The organism is Mucilaginibacter kameinonensis (assembly GCF_003675385.1).
GTDB classification, from domain to species: Bacteria; Bacteroidota; Bacteroidia; order Sphingobacteriales; family Sphingobacteriaceae; genus Mucilaginibacter; species Mucilaginibacter kameinonensis.
The window spans coordinates 333,906-351,166 of sequence record NZ_RCWZ01000005.1; the positions used below are offsets into that span (position 1 = coordinate 333,906).

Here is a 17,261-nt window from a genome sequence, read left to right on the forward strand (position 1 = left end):
CTCATTTGCTTTCATACATTTGCCATATGAGAAAACAAGTATTATCAGTAGCATTGATAGCCATTTCGGCGGCTTTAGTTTCATGGGGATATAAAGGTCATAGAGCCGTTGCAACGATAGCGCAAAAGCATTTAACCGCTAACACCGCTTATGCAGTTTCAGCTTATTTAAAGGGTGAAAGCATGGCCGATGTAAGCACGTGGGCAGACGATCATCGCAATCCCACAACAGGTAAATGGCACTTTCTAAACTTGCCTTTAGGATTAAACCATCAACAGTTTGTAGACTTCGTTAATCAGCAAAGCAATGATAACGTATATGGTGCCATCCTCAAAGAAGAGGCTATTATAAAAGACAAAGCTTCAACGCCCGACCAACTTAACAATGCGCTAAAGTACCTTATACATTTAGTTGGAGATGCCCATCAGCCTATGCACATTAGTCGTGCCGAAGATAAAGGCGGTAATACTATACAGTTGCGTTTTGATAATGCCGGTACTAATCTGCATAGTCTTTGGGATAGCAAACTAATAGATCACGAGGGATTAAGTGAGGAACAAATCGCAAAGCAATATGATTGGGCTAATGAGGCTCAAATCAAGAAATGGCAAGATAGTAGTCCTATGGAATGGCTTTGGGAAAGTTACCAAATCAGTAGTGAGCTATATGCAGACATTAAGCCAGGGCAGCAAATTAACGAGGCTTATTACAAGAAATACATTCAAACTATTCACCTCCGCATAGACCAGGCTGGTATTAGATTAGCCGGTGAACTTAACCGGTTACTAAAAGACGCTAAAGGTGGCGTTGCTCCTGTGTCTTCACTGAAGACGGTTGCAACTTCTAGTAATAAGAAAATTGATGTTACACAAGATTCGGTAGCACCACTGATCGAGTTAAAAGATGTAAAGGATTTCCTGCAAAAAGATGTAGCTGTTAGCGGTAAAGTATATAGTGTTAAGGATATCGGTAGTATGGTGCTTGTAAACTTAGGAGCTGCCTATCCAAATCAATTGCTAACTGTTGTATTAAAAGGTGACGCTAAGCAATTGGCTGGTCAAGTAAAAGATAAGACCATAACAGTGTTAGGAAAAGTTATTGACTTTAAAGGCAAGCCGGAAATTGTAGTTACAGATAAGGAGTCAATTACCATCGGAAAATAAGTCTTTTAAATAGATGTTAATGAAGAACGCCAAGCTGATCAAGCCTGGCGTTCTGTATTGTTTTTATCTATTTAAAACAACCCTAACTGTCCCGCGTCGTCTATGTCAATAGACGGGTTTACAGTGATTTCAAAGTCTATTTTGGGGGGTTGATCATTTGAAGGTCTTTGATTTTGATTAGTACCGATTCCGAGTGCTAACTTGATCTGTTCTGTAAATGGCTCTGTTCTGATTATGTCCCTATCCAAGTCACCTTCTGCTACCTCATAAACGATACCAGCGGCCTCTTGAAACTTTTGCTTTACTAACGTGTCGTCCCATAATACATTCATCAAACCTTCGCAATACTTAAGCATGTCGTTTGAGTTGAAACGTGGCAAAGATTTTTGACTGGACATTAACAAGCAACGAAATACATAAAGAAGATGATATCGAGCTGGTTTAAAAGCAGGTGGAATAGCACCAACTCTAAATAGATAGTCGAGTTTGTAATAAGCATAAGCTGATACATAATACATCTCTAATCTATGGTCTATGTAAAATATTTCCGTTCCAATCGATTTTAAGAGTGCCTTATAATTCCTTGTCGTCCTGTGGGGAAATTCAAGGAAAATGGACGCAAAGGAGCGGACTAAAATGGTCATATTGATCACTCTAACCTTTTCAACCGTTTCGTCTGAATTATATTGCCGTGATCGCCGTTCGTAATACAAACGCTTAGTCCCTTCAAATGTTGGGAAGTATGTTTCAAGCTTCTTAGGAAAATCGGCCAAAGCAAATAGCTGCTCCTGAGTAACTTCAGTTTGCCTATTTGTCGCTTTTATAATTGAATTACGAACTTCGGTGTTATCAGTAGCCACAATTCGGACAGGTACAAGAACGTCGGGATTTAGATACATTCTAGATTCATATAACACAAAACTAGTTTGACAGCCATTTACAATTTGATAGTCTTCCAGAACAAACTTATTACCTGTTGGTATAATCCGGCGGGCAATGATGGTGACGCCATTGTTTAATAAAGGAAAGTAGATCTTCGAGTTCGGATCTTCCAAAGTTTCTTTTATTTCTTTATTTACTGCGTTCCATTCTTGCCAATGCCTTACATTGTCATAAAACAGTGATGTAATCACTTCCTCGTTGTTATTTTGAATTAGCTTTAAGTACTCAATTGAGCTCAGTAGACCAATGTAAGCCTGCTCTATATTAGGCAACTCGGGCAGAGCAGTCTTTTGGGGGAAATTAATTTCCGTAGAAATAGCGTTCTTAGATTCTCGAAATAATTTTTGAATGCGTTCAGCGTCTATAAACTCGAATTCAACTTTTCTGAATAGTGTTAAAGCCCTTATATCCTCTAAGACACTTGCTCGACGAGCTACTAAATTAGCATCATTAACCCATTTTCCAGTAGTAGAATAGTACAAGAAACACTGAGGGTTCCCCTTCTTGAATTTACTGCTTCTGTTAAATATCTCGCTAACAATCTTATACTTCGCTTTTAGATGTCTATTTTGGGAGAGTGCCGGCGTTGCGGATAAAAAATCTAATACACCAAAGCTGAATTGTCCTGTTTTAGAAGTATCAAAGCTACTGGAACGTTCAGCTTGATTGAATATCAATGTTACATCTAGATACCCGTTTGTCTCTGCGAGGTCTTCAATCTCAATGGCATCGGTTATCAAACAGCCGTTTACTATAATTGAAATCGTGTCGATTCCTCCATCACCACCAGCTCCAATATGTATATCTTCTGAGGAGAAGGTTTCAGTAAAATGGTTTGACGTTACAAGATATCCAGTAAAATGTTCGAATGCGGTTTCCTCAGGGAGAAGCCCCAAGTCGTTTTGCTTGACAAACTCCTCGAGCAGAGATTTAGTGATACGATCCATAGGATTATTATTATTATTATTATTATATAACGAATATATATATTTATCATATAATTTCCGTTGACACATGCGATACAAATAGGTCGCTTTAAAATAAGCTACCTTGTATGCCATTAATCGGTTGTAAAGACTTTAAAGCTTCAAATGTTTTATCATTGACTTCATTACCTTTTAAATCATGTAACCAGATGTAGCTTTGTTCAGGCTCTGTGAACTCAACATAATAGGGGTAGTAAAAGCCATTTACCAATACGGTAGCAACTTTATAGCCAATATAAAAGTCATTGCTCAATGAGTTCATATATGCAATTTCACCGGTTAGTGAGTTAAGCAGCATGTTTAACAATGCCATTTTGCAGCATGTAATATCAAGGTCTGCACCATATAGATGTAAATGGCGATTAATTTTAGCAGCCGCCAATAACATTCTACCTGAACCGCATGCACAATCACAAACTGATTGCCCTGGCTTTGTATCGTTTCCAAGATTCATTATAGCTAACATATCACATATTGGAGTTGGTGTGAAATACTGACCTTGAAACCCATTGGAAATTGCTTGCATATAAAGCTCACCGATAGGGTCATTGAAGTCCTCTGAGAGGTCGCCAATGAGTGTAATGAGAGTAACCAGTTGTTGTGCTTTGGGATGTGTTCGGTACTTTTCGAGTGCAATGTTTTGCGATTCTGCATCGTCCCATTTCCTAAAAGGTAACAGCGCCCAATCTAAAAGTTCAACAAAGGCAGAGTGTAAAGATTGCCCATAAGCAAATCGTTCAAATGCAGTTAGTAGCTGTTTAAATTCTGTCATAGCAGTAAGTTTTATGTCGAGTGAATTCTCGAACGACTCACTGCTGATCAGCAGCACTAAGGCAAGGTGGAGATTGAGTAATTGTGGAGGGTTCCCTTTGGGACACCCAATTGCGAGATACTAGCTTGAAACGAAGTTGAACTATGTGCTGACTTATCAGCTAACTTTGTGATGAGAATCTTCAACATTCATCGTTAAACCACTATTATAGTGATGAGAAAAGTGCTTAACTTTACTTAAAAGAACCTAAACATGAAGCAACTCTTAATATATACTCTCATAATCGCTTGCTTTTCCTCGCAATGGGCATTGGCCGCTAAGCGATGTAATAGTAATATCTCCTTCCGACCGGTGATGCTAATGTTAGATACACCAGCATTCAATCCTGATATCTATATCTATGGTGCATTTACACCAATGATTCTACCGCAGCAATTACAGTATCACGTTAATGAAAAGGTTTTTACTCAAGGTAAGGTTTACGATGCTCATGTTGATTTAAAGAGCAACGCGGTACTATTAAGTCTTGGGAATGAGCGTGCAGTCGAAAGAGTCACAATCATTATTAAAAACAAGTATAGGGCTAAGTTCGACCACCCCGAGATATCGCTATTGGGCAAGACAATAACTGTATTGGGTTGGGTAATCCACTACAAAGGAAATGCCGCTATGAAACTAAATGATCTAAAGAATTTGCAGATATCTCATAGCGAAGATTAACTAACATTTTATGTGTACCATCTTGAAACGACTATGTGCTGATGTATCAGCTAACTTTGTAAGAAGAATACTCTATAACACTAATTGATCCACTTGGAATTTTTTAGCCCACCCTTCACGATGTAGATCAAAAATGAACAGATCGTTTCTAGTCCCAGCTTTGACTTCAAAATGATGTACGTAGAATGAGGTTGTTCGTGGATTGACAAGTTCGCCAGTAAAATGTTGATTTATCAAAGACGAAAAAAAATCATTCCCTTCAAACATACTCCATGGGCCGAACTTTGTGCAATGTAGTGTTAAATTGGCCACAACTGCATCTATGCAATTACGAAGTGTTGCTGTTGAAAAATGGGAAGTTCTATCGTGTTTAGTTTTATTATACGCATCATACCATACTAATGACGTGGAAGGAGCGGCAATATCCCAGTTTATGAATGGACTAAACCAACCTAAGTTTTCATAAGCCTTTAGTTTAAATCGGAACTCATTCAAGTGTAGTTTATCAGACAATTTTACGTAATCTTTTGTAGTATGCATTCTACCATTTGTAGGTGCGGTAGAGGACTTTGAGAAGTACGATTTCCAACCGTTCTCAACCTCAGTACAAGCTAAGATCAATAGTTCCCTGTTTTTATGACTATAGGTATCGAGGCAAGTATAATCAGGTTCTATGTATAAGAATAGTTCGTCAAGTTTATCGATTAACAAACGTAGAGATTGCTGAGCTAACCTCATTTCAACAGGCGAATTGTTTAAAGCTTGGTGAACATCGTTGGCAAAATACAAAGAAGGCCTCCATACACCTTCGATTGATCGACCGATTTCGATAGTAAGGGGCTGTATGTTTGTCGCACCAAAGGTTTTTAGTACCCAGTCATTTAGGTTCCCTTGCTTTTTTTCGATGGCCGTCAGACCAATTTGAATAGGATAAAAACCATTTCCGTTTCCAAACATATGGACAAAGTGAGTGTCTGTTTCATAAGCATATCCTAAGGGGTAGTTTAAATGCAACTCATTTGTCCATCTTGGTATAGTTGTTTTAGTGTTGGTGTACGTTATGCCATTCATGTTTTAAGGCTTATCAAATTATGTAGTTCCGTTTGTCCATTTCTTCTTCCGTTGCAGTAATCACTTCCTGAGCATGAACACGGATTGAGTTTGTAAGATTTGGAATGTCATTCGAGGCATAAAAAGCGTCAAGTTCATCTAACGACATCCATCTCGAGCCAATAAAATTTCCGATGAATAATTCTTCGAAAATCTTGCTGGTTACTCCTGATTCTCTCGTGTTTTTTCTTGAAAGTTTCGTATCGTTGTCCTTAATCCCTTTTATTGTGCATATAGGAATATGTATTCCATTAGAAACAAGTTTACTATCGGCTGCAACTAATTTTTCTGTTGGTCTAAAGAAAGCAGAGCAATGGGGAAATCTAAAGCCTCCTCCATGTCCTTTACCATTTTGATCGCAGCAAAAGCCAGTTGAACACAATTTAGATTCGAGCTTTTCGATTTGTTCTTTAATACTTCCCTTTGAAAAGTAAATCGTATCGTTATCCCACATCTTATACTGTAAGTGCACAAACCTTACCCTTTCGCGAAGCAGATCAAATTGTTCATAGATTAGATCAGTTCCCAAGATTGCTTCGGGCTTATCTGGATGTAGAAGTCTCAAACGCAAAAGTCTTGTTTTGTCTAATCTGTAATCTTTATAATCATCTTGAGAATAACCTGGATCACTAATTATCTTGGACCTATCAGCCAAGTAAAAATCATGATTTAATATCTTATGCTCTGATAATTTCACTGGTGCGAAATATTCCCGAGCAGCTTTTAAGTTAATCAAATATGTTTTTAGTGACTTTTTTTCCTGCGCGTTTTTACTTAATGGCTCTATTTCAGCGATCTCTTTATCAAGAAGGTCTATTGGTTTTACTTCGTTAAAGTCGTCAGACATAGCTGCAGCCTTTTCTTTATAAAGTCTCACTATTTCACTTTCGTTCTTGCCTAATAATAAGTCTTTGATTCCGGCGTATGCATCCGGGTTAACATCTTGAACAAATCCTAAAGCGGTCTCATACGTTATTGGATTCTGTGCTCTTCTTGCTAAGCTAACAGATTCACGTATAGCTTTTGCCGCTGTGAAAGCTGCGAACCTTCTCTCGTCTTCAGAATAGTCATTATTTTCAAAATAACTCATGTTAAGGTTGTAAGTTAAATATAAATGTACTTTTTATTAATTCGATAAACAAATCAGTGATTTCTCCGAGCCGCCTTGCGAGTTGAGCAAAAGGTCTGGGAAGAGAAAGCTGCAAAGCAGCGGCTTCACAGAATGCTTCACAAAGCCTTGGCGCTGATTTTGAACAACTGGATAGTGTGTACGGCCTATCAAAAGCCGTGACAAGGCTGAAGCCTTTTGCGATGGCGCAGGCGAGCCAAACAATATGAGCGGCTGGCTGAATTAATCTTGAGCGTTGCAAGCTCACCTGGTCGAATAGACCAAGTGGAAGCGCAGCATAAGAGAAAGGTTAATGAAGACAGGGAGAGCTCATGTGATGAACGACTTTGCGACATCAAATAGCATGACAAGCCGCATCTGTGCGTTGGCATAACATCCGCACATTAATAAACCAATCATATACAAAGTATACCTTATAAATAAATAATGTGCGGAGTCAATTTCACTGGCATAAAGATGCGGTGTAGCGAGATGTGCTGAAAGCTTATAGAGCGTAACGAAGCTTGGCGTGATATTGTGAGGAGCTTAGGAGTGAAGAACACCGATGGGCCTGGTGTGGTGGCCTAACCGAGCGACAGGCATAAGCAGAACCTGCCTTTGTCGGTATAAGCAACCGAAAGCGGGAAAGGCAAATGAGGCTTATGTATCGAGTTGAAAATGAGTGTATAACCAATGGTGAATTTAAAGAATAATGCCAAATGCAAATAACTAACATATTAACATTTTGTGGCAAAAGGAGTGTTGATAACTCGGGTATTTGTGAAAAACTATCGTTTACAAGTACACAACTCAAACATTAACTTTGCTCTAGAACGCAAAAGGGAACGTTCGCTCCCTTTTAACTTTCATCTGAAGATAGGTTTTGCAAGACCGATTTAAGTAGGGACTAAACACATTAAATGCAATTAATGTGGTCAATTCTGGGGAGCCTCGAAGTTCGTACCTTCGGGGTTTCCTTTTTTAAACCGTTAATATTTCTTCGCTATGTTTCAAATTTGGCAACTTTATTAGATTAATGCAAATATATTAATCAAAGTTTCTCCACAAGAAAGTTGTTAAAATGCTTGTAAATAGCCTCGAAACGCGGTTTTGTTGAAAACTTGAATTGCCCGAAGTTAGATTTGTTCGCAAAATCGATACAACTCGTCACCAGATCTTCCAGAAAGGCTTCTTTATCGGCTCTTTAGCAATTGGGGTTTGATTGAGCACTTCAACGATTGCCCTTCTGGACGGTTCAATGTCAAAGAGTGAAGCCTTCGCTAAGTCCACGTCCTATTTTTTGCCATATGTCATTACATTACTAATCAGCACATCGCGCATGTGGCTGCACCAAGGCTCAATAAGATAGTTTAATCGAGGTTCATCATTGAAAAGATTCATCAATATGAATTGTAACCCCTCCTAAAAACCGGACTGCTTAAAGGACGAAAAGTCTTAACTTTAAACAGTCAAACAATGAAGAACTCAATTATTACCGAAGCACAGATTGTCAAGGCCATCAAAGAATATGACGGTGGCCGTGAGCTAAACGATGTATGCCGCGAACTCGGCGTGCACAAATCAACCTTTTACAATTGGCGTAAAAAGTATGCCGGCATCGATAGCCAGGAACTGAAACGTCTGAAAGAGCTGGAGGACGAGAACCGTAAGCTGAAGCATATGTATGCAGAAACTGGCTTTAGATCACAGCCTTTTAAAAGACGTGCTTTCAAAAAAGTTCTGAAGCCCTGCCAGCGCAAGGACATGGTTACTTACTTAATGGAGTTCCGTCAAGTAAGTATTTAGCAGGGCTTGCCGGGTAGTAAAGCTGCCCAAATCCATGTTTTACTACAAGAACGTTCGTGATGACTCTGAAACTATAAATAAGTTAGTGGAACTTGCTGAAAAGTATCCCACTGAGGATCAGGATCTTTATTATAGCAGAATCCGCCATCAGGGCCTCAAGTGGAACTATAAACGTGTACGACGAGTCTATCTGTTATTAGGCATGAATCGCCGCAGAAAGGTCCGCAGACCCGTGCCCTCACGGGTTAAAGTGCCACTGATCGTGCCTGAGCAAGCTGGAGATACCTGGTCAATGGACTTTATGTGTGATGTGCTAATGAACAAAAGAAGGTTTCGAACGCTAAATATTATCGATGATATAACCGGGAAGCTATCGCCGTAGAGGCAGCTTATTCTATGCCAGCCGTACGGGCGACTCAGATGTTAGAGCGAACTATTCATGAGCAAGGTAAACCAAACTGCATCAGGTTAGATAACGGACCGAAGTTTAATAGTAAGGAATTTAAGGATTGGTGTGAGAACAAAGGTATAACCGTGCAATTCACACAGCCCGGCAAGCCTATGCAAAGCGGCTATATCGAACGGTTCAATAGAACGTTCCGGGAAAACATACTAGATGCTTACTTATTTGAAGACATAAACCAGGTACAGGTACTAGCTAATGAATGGATGAAAGATTACAATTACAGTCGGCCCCATGAAGCATTGGGAGGTGTAACGCCAAACCTATACAAGCGACAAAAAATGAATTAATAACAATTTCACAATGAAAATTATTTTAGATACAGTTCTATTAGCTAGCCTCGCATTAAATGATTACTTCGTTTACTTCAAAGTCAAAGGGTGGCAGATCTTGACAGTGATTGCTGTTATTATTTTGGTAATTTATTTAATAAGGAGAAGACATAAATAACATATATTTAGTCTTTTAAACATCAGTCCGAACTAAGGGAGGGTTACAGAATGTCTCGTTGTCATTTTGGAATGTAGTGACCTCAACCATCAAGTTAGAGTCGAGATGATAATAGAGCGTTGTTAAAAAATCGATCATATGTGCGGTTTTGATTCTGTTAATTATTGTCCTTACCGTTATGACTTTAGATTCTCCTGGTTCTATTAATTCCTGATAGTTTACCATAGCTTCCACCATTTATCTTTTCTGATCAGTTGTTTTAAACTTACAGATTTGATCGGTTTAGGTTTGGAATTTTCAGATTCCAATTGCCTTTCTATCATATAATTCATTTTCCAGCCTGAAGTAAACGAAGGCTTAAATAAGTAACCTTCACCAAGACGATTTTTTATATCATATTCAATATCAATGACCATACTACCAACAACTTCATAGATGTGAGAATAGTCTTTGAAATATAGGTCTGGCATATACCACGTAACTTCTACTTTATCTTGCCAACTGGCAAAATTGCAAACCAATATTTCAGACTGTTCAAAATCATTAATAGTTGGCTTAGTTGTTTGATTAATCCTGGTTGTTGCTACTAAATTATACGCTGTTTCAGGATTATTGTCTGTCGCTATTACCACGGCACCACCATAATTGCCGTTATACATTTTGAATGTTAAACAATCACCTGTTGCAAATACTGGAGTTTTTAGCTTGGCTTTTTTTCTTGGTTTCGCTGTCGGGCGATCACTTTTTAACTTTTCTAAAAATTTCTCAAGGACGGTTCGGCGCTTTTTAATATCATTTTTAGTTGCCCCAAGATTAAGCCAAACATTTAGCTCATCACCGGTAGAAATAATATTTTCTATTTTCTTTAATATTTCCGCATCGAGCGATTTTGTTTCCCATTGAGCTAATCCGATAGCAAACCAAAGACTATTACGTTCTTCTTCAACTTCTAAAATCTCCCAGTTCTTTTCAATTATATTTTTTGAGATTTTACCCGGGTCGCCTCCTTTATTGTACTCATCAAAAAACTCGCTGTAAACATCCGCGAATGCATCGTTATCTTTTATACCTATGCCCCAAGTTCCCATTTATGGATTATCCTTTAAGATAGTTTGTGAATAGTTTATGTATTTCAAATATATACATAGAAACAGTTGAATTTGATGCGTTTTTTAATATTAACTCAATATCGGACACACGAATAACTATTACATTAAGTCAAGAAATAAAAACTACCGAATGGATAAAAGACGAGCGAAAAGAATAGCTTACCGAAGGACTAAGAACGAGGTCTCCGAGTAAGAAAAACCACTTTTGACATTAATAGCTAAAATAATTGCCGCGATCGCGATAGTTGAAATAAACCGCGATGAAGAAATGGAAGATGAAAGTGACTCACAAAATAAAAGCAATTCACCTCTCAAAGCGAAAATGAAAAAATTATAATTTAAGGGGTTTTAGTGGGCGTGTTTTCAATCAAAAGTAAATCAATTGGTTACGGTATTTTGACCACAGAGTGCTGAAAATGTAAATTTGCCAGTATGCTGATTTTCGGATTATTAATGAAATAAAAATAGTAAAGGTCGTCGATTTTATAGTGGTTCAAAGATTTTTTTAAAAGAGTGTAGACTTAACAATCAGTATGGTAAGGCTTTTAAATCTACTCTCTGTACTCAAAACCGTCGTCTACACGAACCAATTTATTGATGATTTGAAACGTTTTGCCACTCTGTTTGATATTTGAGGTGGATTTGAAATATCTAACCCGTTTTCAATTGAACCAGAAAAAATTATTGCAGTTGAAAAGAACAATTTTCTTTTAAATCTTTTACAGGTTCGAACCCATTGAAAACACTCAAAAGGAACGGCTTAGTAAAAAGGCTAATGTTTTTTTTCGCTTGGACCGAGCGATTATTCATTTCTTAAACTCTCAACCGGGTTGGTCAATGCAGCTTTCAATGTTTCGCTTAAAACCTATTTATGTACAAATTATGGACTGGCTGTCAAATCATGTATTAAAGCTTATCGCGATTTTGTAAAAAGGAACCCGTAAGGTTTATCTTAGAGGGCAGATCTTTTGCGCCAGGCAGTTGGAAAGGTTATACATCGCAAAGAAAACCAGGTCCTATTGTATTACAAAAGGACCTGGCTAAATTCTATAATGTATATGAAGGATGGTTACTATTTCAAGATTATAACTCAAAAGATGTGTACACACTGTAGCTTCCAAGGGAGGAAATCGCACAGCCCCTTCCTTTTTCTGGATTACTCCCCTACCTTCTGCTGATCAGGTATCTCATTAGGCCCTGGGATATTTGCCCTCTGCTCTTTATCGCTATCTCCATCATCATCGGCAGTACCTTTCTGGTATGGTTGCTGTGGATTTGGTTTGCCGTCGCTGGTTTTCTCTTCGCCCGTATCTTCGTCCGATCTTCCGTTTTGTGAAGCATTGATCGCATCGCTGTAATTGGCATTACCAGCCTGATTGGGATCTTTAAAATTACTGTTTTCGGGATGCTCTTCGGCTGGTTGGATGCGGTTAAAATAGGCATTATTATCTCCCGCCATTTGCGACGGGTTGTCTTTATCGTTACCGGCCGGGGTGATATTATTCTGGCCAAAGTTTTGGCCCCCCATGCCTTTGCCTTCCATGCCTTCATCTTCGGGGCTTTTCATTTCTGATTTACCGAAGAGGTACTTGCGTTTCAGATCTTTTTCTTCTTCATTGCTATCATCTTCTATCCGATAGGCATTGGGTTTGTTTTCTTCTTGTTCGGGGCGGTTAAGCTCATCGCTCCTGAACTCATTATCACTTAATTCCATAGGTTTTTGTTATTGATATATTAATTATTAATAAATAAATTTTCTAATTGTTTTATTTAGAAAAGAAATCATATAAAAACTACAACACTTAAATTGCCGCTTGCGTTATCTATTTGAAACCCAAATGTAAAGTGGGCATTCCGGAGTCATTGATCAACCTGTTACGCGACAGCAAACAGCTAAATTCGTAACGCTTTAACCAGAGTAGTTTATTGATTACTAATCGCGATTGTTTTAATTGCTTACAGAATCTGGTGCTCGAAAGCGCACCGAATAGTCTGGCCAAGCTTCCTGGAATTACCCACCTTGATCCCAATCAGCGGAAAAGGATATGAAGAAAATGCCAACTTGCTCTCAAAACCCTTAATGAATGGTATTTAATTACATCGCAGGTTCTTTCTGAAAAAATATTACCAATGAAGGTGACAACTTGCCTAAAATTGTACTCTAAACCGGAGTCTACACGAACCAATTCATTAGATGACCTTAAACGGTTTGTGGCTCTATTTGATGATTAAGGCCGATTTCGGAAAATCTAACCCTTTTGGGTCGAACCTGAAAACATTGTTCAATTTGATGACCAGTTTTAGCAACGGAGAAAAGGTAATTTTAGTTGTTAAATCTTTTTCTACAGGTTCGAGCCCATAAGGGTGCACCTAAAGTTGCACCCTTATGGGTGCTTATCAAACCACTTTATGGATGATTTGAATATGCTATCCTTATTATCGAAAGAAGAATATTAGGTACAATTTTAAATTGTTCTAAAATGTGTGATGAATACTTATCGTTATCATTATCTATAAATCATATCGTTATTCGACAGAATGTCCTGTACTTTCAACAAAAATCATGTAAGTCCCGCGTCAAATATCCCAAAAGCTACATTGTGTGAGTACTAGTAAACCAAATGATTTATCACTATGTCCGTTCTCCTTGGCTCGGATCAAAGAATAAAAATTTAGCTAAGTTTTTACCTTAGCGAATTTTTTCGATAATAAATTATAAGTATATTTGGCTATCAGTTTGTGGTCATTACGTTGATTTGAGAGGTTCTCATGAGAGACCTATTTTATAAAAACGACATATTGAGGATTGTAAGGCAGAAAAAATACGTTAGTACAAATCCCTAACTCTCCGCATCAAAACAAAGTATTTGTATAACGTCTCAAATCATAAGATTTGGGGCGTTTCTTGTTTACAGGCAACGCATCCAAACCCAATACTTCTCAATCTGATCGAGACCTCTTGCGGGACCTGTTTCAGGCTCCTAATTTTAGGTCTCGCTAATCCACTAAATGTTTATTTATTAACCTTTAATTGTTAAAGCGATGATCAGAACTGTTTGTATAAACTTTTCTTTAAAAAAAAGCAAAACCCTGAGCAATAGGACTGCTCCTATTTATCTCAGGCTTACTGTTGCCGGGGAACGTGTCGAGTTTACTACCCGAAGGTATATCAAGCCTGAACGCTGGAACGGTAATAGCCAGAAAATGAATGGCACCAATGATGAAGCCCGTGTATTCAATCGGAGAAAATGAAATATTTTCAAATTGTCATGAAATTTTCAATTTAGGTTAATTGCCATTCTGACTATTTTAATTCACGTTTAAGAGTAAATATGGTATTGTCTTCTTCTTGGTTTAAATATGCTAATGTGTTCACATTTGACTGATTAATATTGGTGATAGTACCATCAGATAAGCGAATTTCAATATTGTAGTTTCTTAGTCTACTATTAGGAATTTTAAAACTGATTTTCCCATTTAGGTCGACAGTTCCAAAGGCAGTCTCACTATATGTACTTTCCCTGTATGAAGGAATTTCCAAATGGGCATTTACGTCTTGGTGCATCCATAATTTTAATTGCTTATATTCAGGTGTATTAATTAACCATTGATCGTTTTTTGGACAACGCTGACCTCCATTCCATCCCGCCATAGGGCCTTCTAATTTGAGTTCTGAAATATAATCCTCGCCTGTCTCAAAAGTATAACCAGGAGATGGATGGATGTCGATAATCGAATAATAGCCAACCCACTTATTATCGCAACTCATACCCTTAGGCCTACCGCAATCTGTACTCATAAAATCACTTTCAATTGTCCCTCCCTTTTTCATTTTATTTTTTTCGGACCTGAATAGGGCTTGATTTATAGCAACTTCCTTATCATCAATTTTTATATCATCATTTGATTTTGCGACAACATAGAATTTTTGCCTAGGTTCACGCGGTTCAATAACTGGCAACATACAGTTATACACCACCGGCCCTTTTTCCAATTTCGATTCTCGAACTTGATAGGTATAATTTAAGGCCGTGATCATTATACCTGCTGGCTTCACGTAAATAGTTTTCGAGTTGTCGGAGTAAGAAACACTATTACTATTTTGCTTTTCCCTAGCGTTTACAGTAATCAAAGATTCAGACCGATTATTGACGTAATTCCTTTCAAAGGTAAAAGTAGCCCAGCCTCCTTTTTTTAGAATGATATTTTTTATCTCTCTTTTTCCTTCGGAAACAATTTCAATTCGACAATAATAAACATTTGGCTCGTCTACAGCTCCTCGATATTTTAAAGTATAAACCGCCGTTGCCTCAGTATCATAGCTTTTAATTAAAAAAACTCCAGACTTGCCATTACATTCCAACATGCACTTCGTCCAGGCCTCGTATGCGACTGGCTCTGTGCGATATACTTCATAGTCTACTTGTGAAGAACCAAATTGTTCTTTTTCAATTTTTAAACTATAATCATGTATTTTTTTTAGAAAATCAGAATAATCTAGACTGCCTTTCACTATAGCTGAGATTGCCGGTATCGGTATTGTCGCAGAAGTAGACAAGTCTCTTTTTAATTCGTTATATTCATGCTCGGTAATATTCTCGAGGTATTTGGAATATGTAAAAGCATTCTGCGAATATTTAAAAACATCTTTTCTAAGCGCTTCGTTACATGCAGAGCAATCTTGAGCCTTTAATTGTGTGCAGGTTAGGATTAAAACTCCTGTCGTTAAATATAGACTGCTTGATAAATTCCTTTTTAGGATTTTGGAGATTAATTTGCATCTCAGAATTAACTTGTGTTTCATAATATGTGATTTGGTTAAGATAAATCTACATAATTAAATACAATTAGCTATATATCAATGCATTAAAGTTAATTATTAAAAATTCCAATCATTAAACCGCCTGACGAGCCTTTTAATCTTATGTTAAACTAGTTATGAACAATCATATTCTTGACTCGAAGTTAGAAATCGATATTAAACGGGTGTACCTTAGCATATTCTGCTGACTTTCTTTACTTGTTAGTAAAGCAATGCTTTCATTCTTTAAAAAAGTAAAGAAATTCATATATTTGGGTATCAGTTTGCGATAAGTAAGTAGATTTGAGAGGGCCTTAAAAGTGACCTGTTTTACAAAACCATCATATAAGATGGAGTTAGGGTAAAAAAAGACGAAAGTACAAATCCCTAACTCTCCGCAAGAAATTTAAGCCCCGGGATCATTGATTTCGGGGCTTTTTTGTACGAGATTATTGAGGAGTATAATGGAAAAACGTGATTTCAAAGCAGACTTAACAAAGGCAACACTTTTGCCTTTAGTCTGTCATTAGCTGGCTAATACCTGTTAATATGCTTATTCTGTTTTAAGAACCGTTTCTTTTCTGGTTAGAAAGCCCATAAACACAAAGGCAATAACCAAAGCGGTTACGCCTTGCGCCAATACCGTAGCGGGAGCGCCGATGTGCTCCGAAATGGCACCAGTTAACAAACTACCCAATGGCAGCATACCAAAAATAGCCATTAACAAAACGCCCATGGTGCGTCCTCTCATATTGGTTGCGGCATCTGACTGTACTACAATGTTACTGATAGTAAATTGTGCTATAGACCCATACCCGGCAATGGCAGCAAAAAACATGGCAGCAGGAAAGTTTTTGAATTGTGAAAAACAGATAAGCCCTATACCCATCAGTATCGTACTAACAAAAAGGATCTGTTTTAAATGGGCGCCGGGTTTACGCGATGCGAGGAAAATGGTACCAGCAACCGCCCCTATACCAACAAAACTATTGATGTAACCGAATGTTGACGCATCCCCTTTGAAAACCACTTTAGCAAATACGGGAAGTACAGTATTAAATGGCAGCACCAGTAAGCTTACAGCAGCAAGCATCATAACCATAGTTGCTATGCCTGTAGTATTTTTAATATAAGTAAAACCTTCAGAAAAATCGGCCAATACCTTTTTATTTGTTTTTTTAGGCACATATGCAGGTAATTTCATCAGCAAAATAGATAGAATGACCGCACCAAAGCTTGCCGCGTTCAGTAAAAAACATACACCGGCGCCAAATGCGCTTAACACAATACCTGATAATGCAGGGCCTAACAACTGCGCAAGGCTTGCCGTTGCTGTTGAAAGCGAAAGGGCATTAGGCAAATCTGTGGGACTGGCAACTACGTCATTTATCAGCGCCTGTCTTGCCGGCACATCAAAGGCATTAATAATCCCAAGGATCACACTTAATAAAAGGATTGCCCACACTACCATATGACCCGATAACACAAGTATCGCCAACAGCACCGACTGCAACATGGAAGTTATCTGGGTGATCTTAATTATGGTATAGCGGTTATAACGATCAGCCGCTACTCCACCGGGTATAGAGCAAATGAATGAAGGGAATTGCTCAGCGAAAACAGTTAAGCCAAGCAGAAAGGCGGAGTGTGTCATGGAATATACTACCCATATTACAGCGGTGCGCTGCATCCAGGTGCCAAACTGAGATACTGCTCTGCCAATAAAATAAAGTGTAAAATTTCGGCTTGATAAGGCCCTAAATAAATTGAGTTGACTAAGCTTTTTCATTTGAATTGACAATTTTTTAAATAATGTCAAAAGATAGATCTT

12 protein-coding genes and 1 pseudogene are annotated in these 17,261 nt (G+C 38.0%); 5 read left to right on the forward strand and 8 right to left on the reverse strand.

Features of this window, described 5'->3' with window-relative positions; genetic code table 11:
• Positions 1 to 26: 26 nt before the first annotated feature.
• Positions 27 to 1,163, forward strand: a complete 1,137-nt coding sequence (locus EAH55_RS24595) for a S1/P1 nuclease (RefSeq protein ID WP_121811987.1) — start codon at positions 27 to 29, stop codon at positions 1,161 to 1,163.
• A 71-nt stretch (positions 1,164 to 1,234) separates the two neighbouring features.
• On the opposite strand, the gene EAH55_RS24600 is transcribed toward EAH55_RS24595, so the two are convergent.
• Together EAH55_RS24600 and EAH55_RS24605 are read right to left on the reverse strand one after the other, a co-directional pair.
• The gene (locus tag EAH55_RS24600; protein ID WP_121811988.1) at positions 1,235 to 3,166 is read right to left on the reverse strand and encodes an AIPR family protein; all 1,932 of its coding nucleotides are present in this window, start codon (positions 3,164 to 3,166) and stop codon (positions 1,235 to 1,237) included.
• Positions 3,141 to 3,863: an N-6 DNA methylase gene (locus EAH55_RS24605; RefSeq protein ID WP_162997022.1), complete on the reverse strand. Its 723-nt coding sequence runs from the start codon at positions 3,861 to 3,863 to the stop codon at positions 3,141 to 3,143. Before EAH55_RS24605 ends, EAH55_RS24600 begins: the two co-directional genes overlap by 26 nt.
• Before the next feature lie 252 nt (positions 3,864 to 4,115).
• Here EAH55_RS24605 and EAH55_RS24610 point away from each other — a divergent pair, with 252 nt between their 5' ends.
• Positions 4,116 to 4,583, forward strand: a complete 468-nt coding sequence (locus EAH55_RS24610) for a hypothetical protein (protein WP_121811990.1) — start codon at positions 4,116 to 4,118, stop codon at positions 4,581 to 4,583.
• A 72-nt stretch (positions 4,584 to 4,655) separates the two neighbouring features.
• Here the strand turns inward: EAH55_RS24610 and EAH55_RS24615 are convergent, their stop codons facing one another.
• Both EAH55_RS24615 and EAH55_RS24620 read right to left on the reverse strand, forming a co-directional pair.
• Positions 4,656 to 5,654 carry a hypothetical protein gene (locus EAH55_RS24615; RefSeq protein ID WP_121811991.1) on the reverse strand — a complete coding sequence of 333 codons (999 nt, stop codon included), beginning with the start codon at positions 5,652 to 5,654 and terminating at the stop codon, positions 4,656 to 4,658.
• A gap of 13 nt (positions 5,655 to 5,667) precedes the next feature.
• Entirely contained in the window at positions 5,668 to 6,783 is a 1,116-nt protein-coding gene (locus tag EAH55_RS24620; protein WP_121811992.1) for a hypothetical protein, read from the reverse strand.
• Between the two features lie 1,494 nt (positions 6,784 to 8,277).
• Between EAH55_RS24620 and EAH55_RS24625 the strand changes: the two genes are divergently transcribed.
• Together EAH55_RS24625 and EAH55_RS31565 are read left to right on the forward strand one after the other, a co-directional pair.
• Positions 8,278 to 8,607: a transposase gene (locus EAH55_RS24625; protein WP_121811993.1), complete on the forward strand. Its 330-nt coding sequence runs from the start codon at positions 8,278 to 8,280 to the stop codon at positions 8,605 to 8,607.
• Between the two features lie 369 nt (positions 8,608 to 8,976).
• A pseudogene (locus tag EAH55_RS31565) lies at positions 8,977 to 9,360 on the forward strand (transposase); the annotation flags it as partial.
• Between the two features lie 378 nt (positions 9,361 to 9,738).
• Here the strand turns inward: EAH55_RS31565 and EAH55_RS24645 are convergent.
• Both EAH55_RS24645 and EAH55_RS24650 read right to left on the reverse strand, forming a co-directional pair.
• On the reverse strand, positions 9,739 to 10,608 hold the full coding sequence (locus tag EAH55_RS24645) for a hypothetical protein (RefSeq protein WP_121811997.1): 870 nt from the start codon (positions 10,606 to 10,608) through the stop codon (positions 9,739 to 9,741).
• 1,177 nt (positions 10,609 to 11,785) lie between these two features.
• Positions 11,786 to 12,343, reverse strand: coding sequence for a hypothetical protein (locus tag EAH55_RS24650; protein ID WP_121811998.1), 558 nt, complete (start codon positions 12,341 to 12,343; stop codon positions 11,786 to 11,788).
• 1,328 nt (positions 12,344 to 13,671) lie between these two features.
• Between EAH55_RS24650 and EAH55_RS24655 the strand changes: the two genes are divergently transcribed.
• Positions 13,672 to 13,881, forward strand: coding sequence for an Arm DNA-binding domain-containing protein (locus EAH55_RS24655; RefSeq protein WP_121811999.1), 210 nt, complete (start codon positions 13,672 to 13,674; stop codon positions 13,879 to 13,881).
• A gap of 52 nt (positions 13,882 to 13,933) precedes the next feature.
• On the opposite strand, the gene EAH55_RS24660 is transcribed toward EAH55_RS24655, so the two are convergent.
• Together EAH55_RS24660 and EAH55_RS24665 are read right to left on the reverse strand one after the other, a co-directional pair.
• Entirely contained in the window at positions 13,934 to 15,433 is a 1,500-nt protein-coding gene (locus EAH55_RS24660) for a hypothetical protein (protein WP_121812000.1), read from the reverse strand.
• Between the two features lie 550 nt (positions 15,434 to 15,983).
• Positions 15,984 to 17,219 carry an MFS transporter gene (locus tag EAH55_RS24665; RefSeq protein WP_121812001.1) on the reverse strand — a complete coding sequence of 412 codons (1,236 nt, stop codon included), beginning with the start codon at positions 17,217 to 17,219 and terminating at the stop codon, positions 15,984 to 15,986.
• Between the last annotated feature and the right edge of the window lie 42 nt (positions 17,220 to 17,261).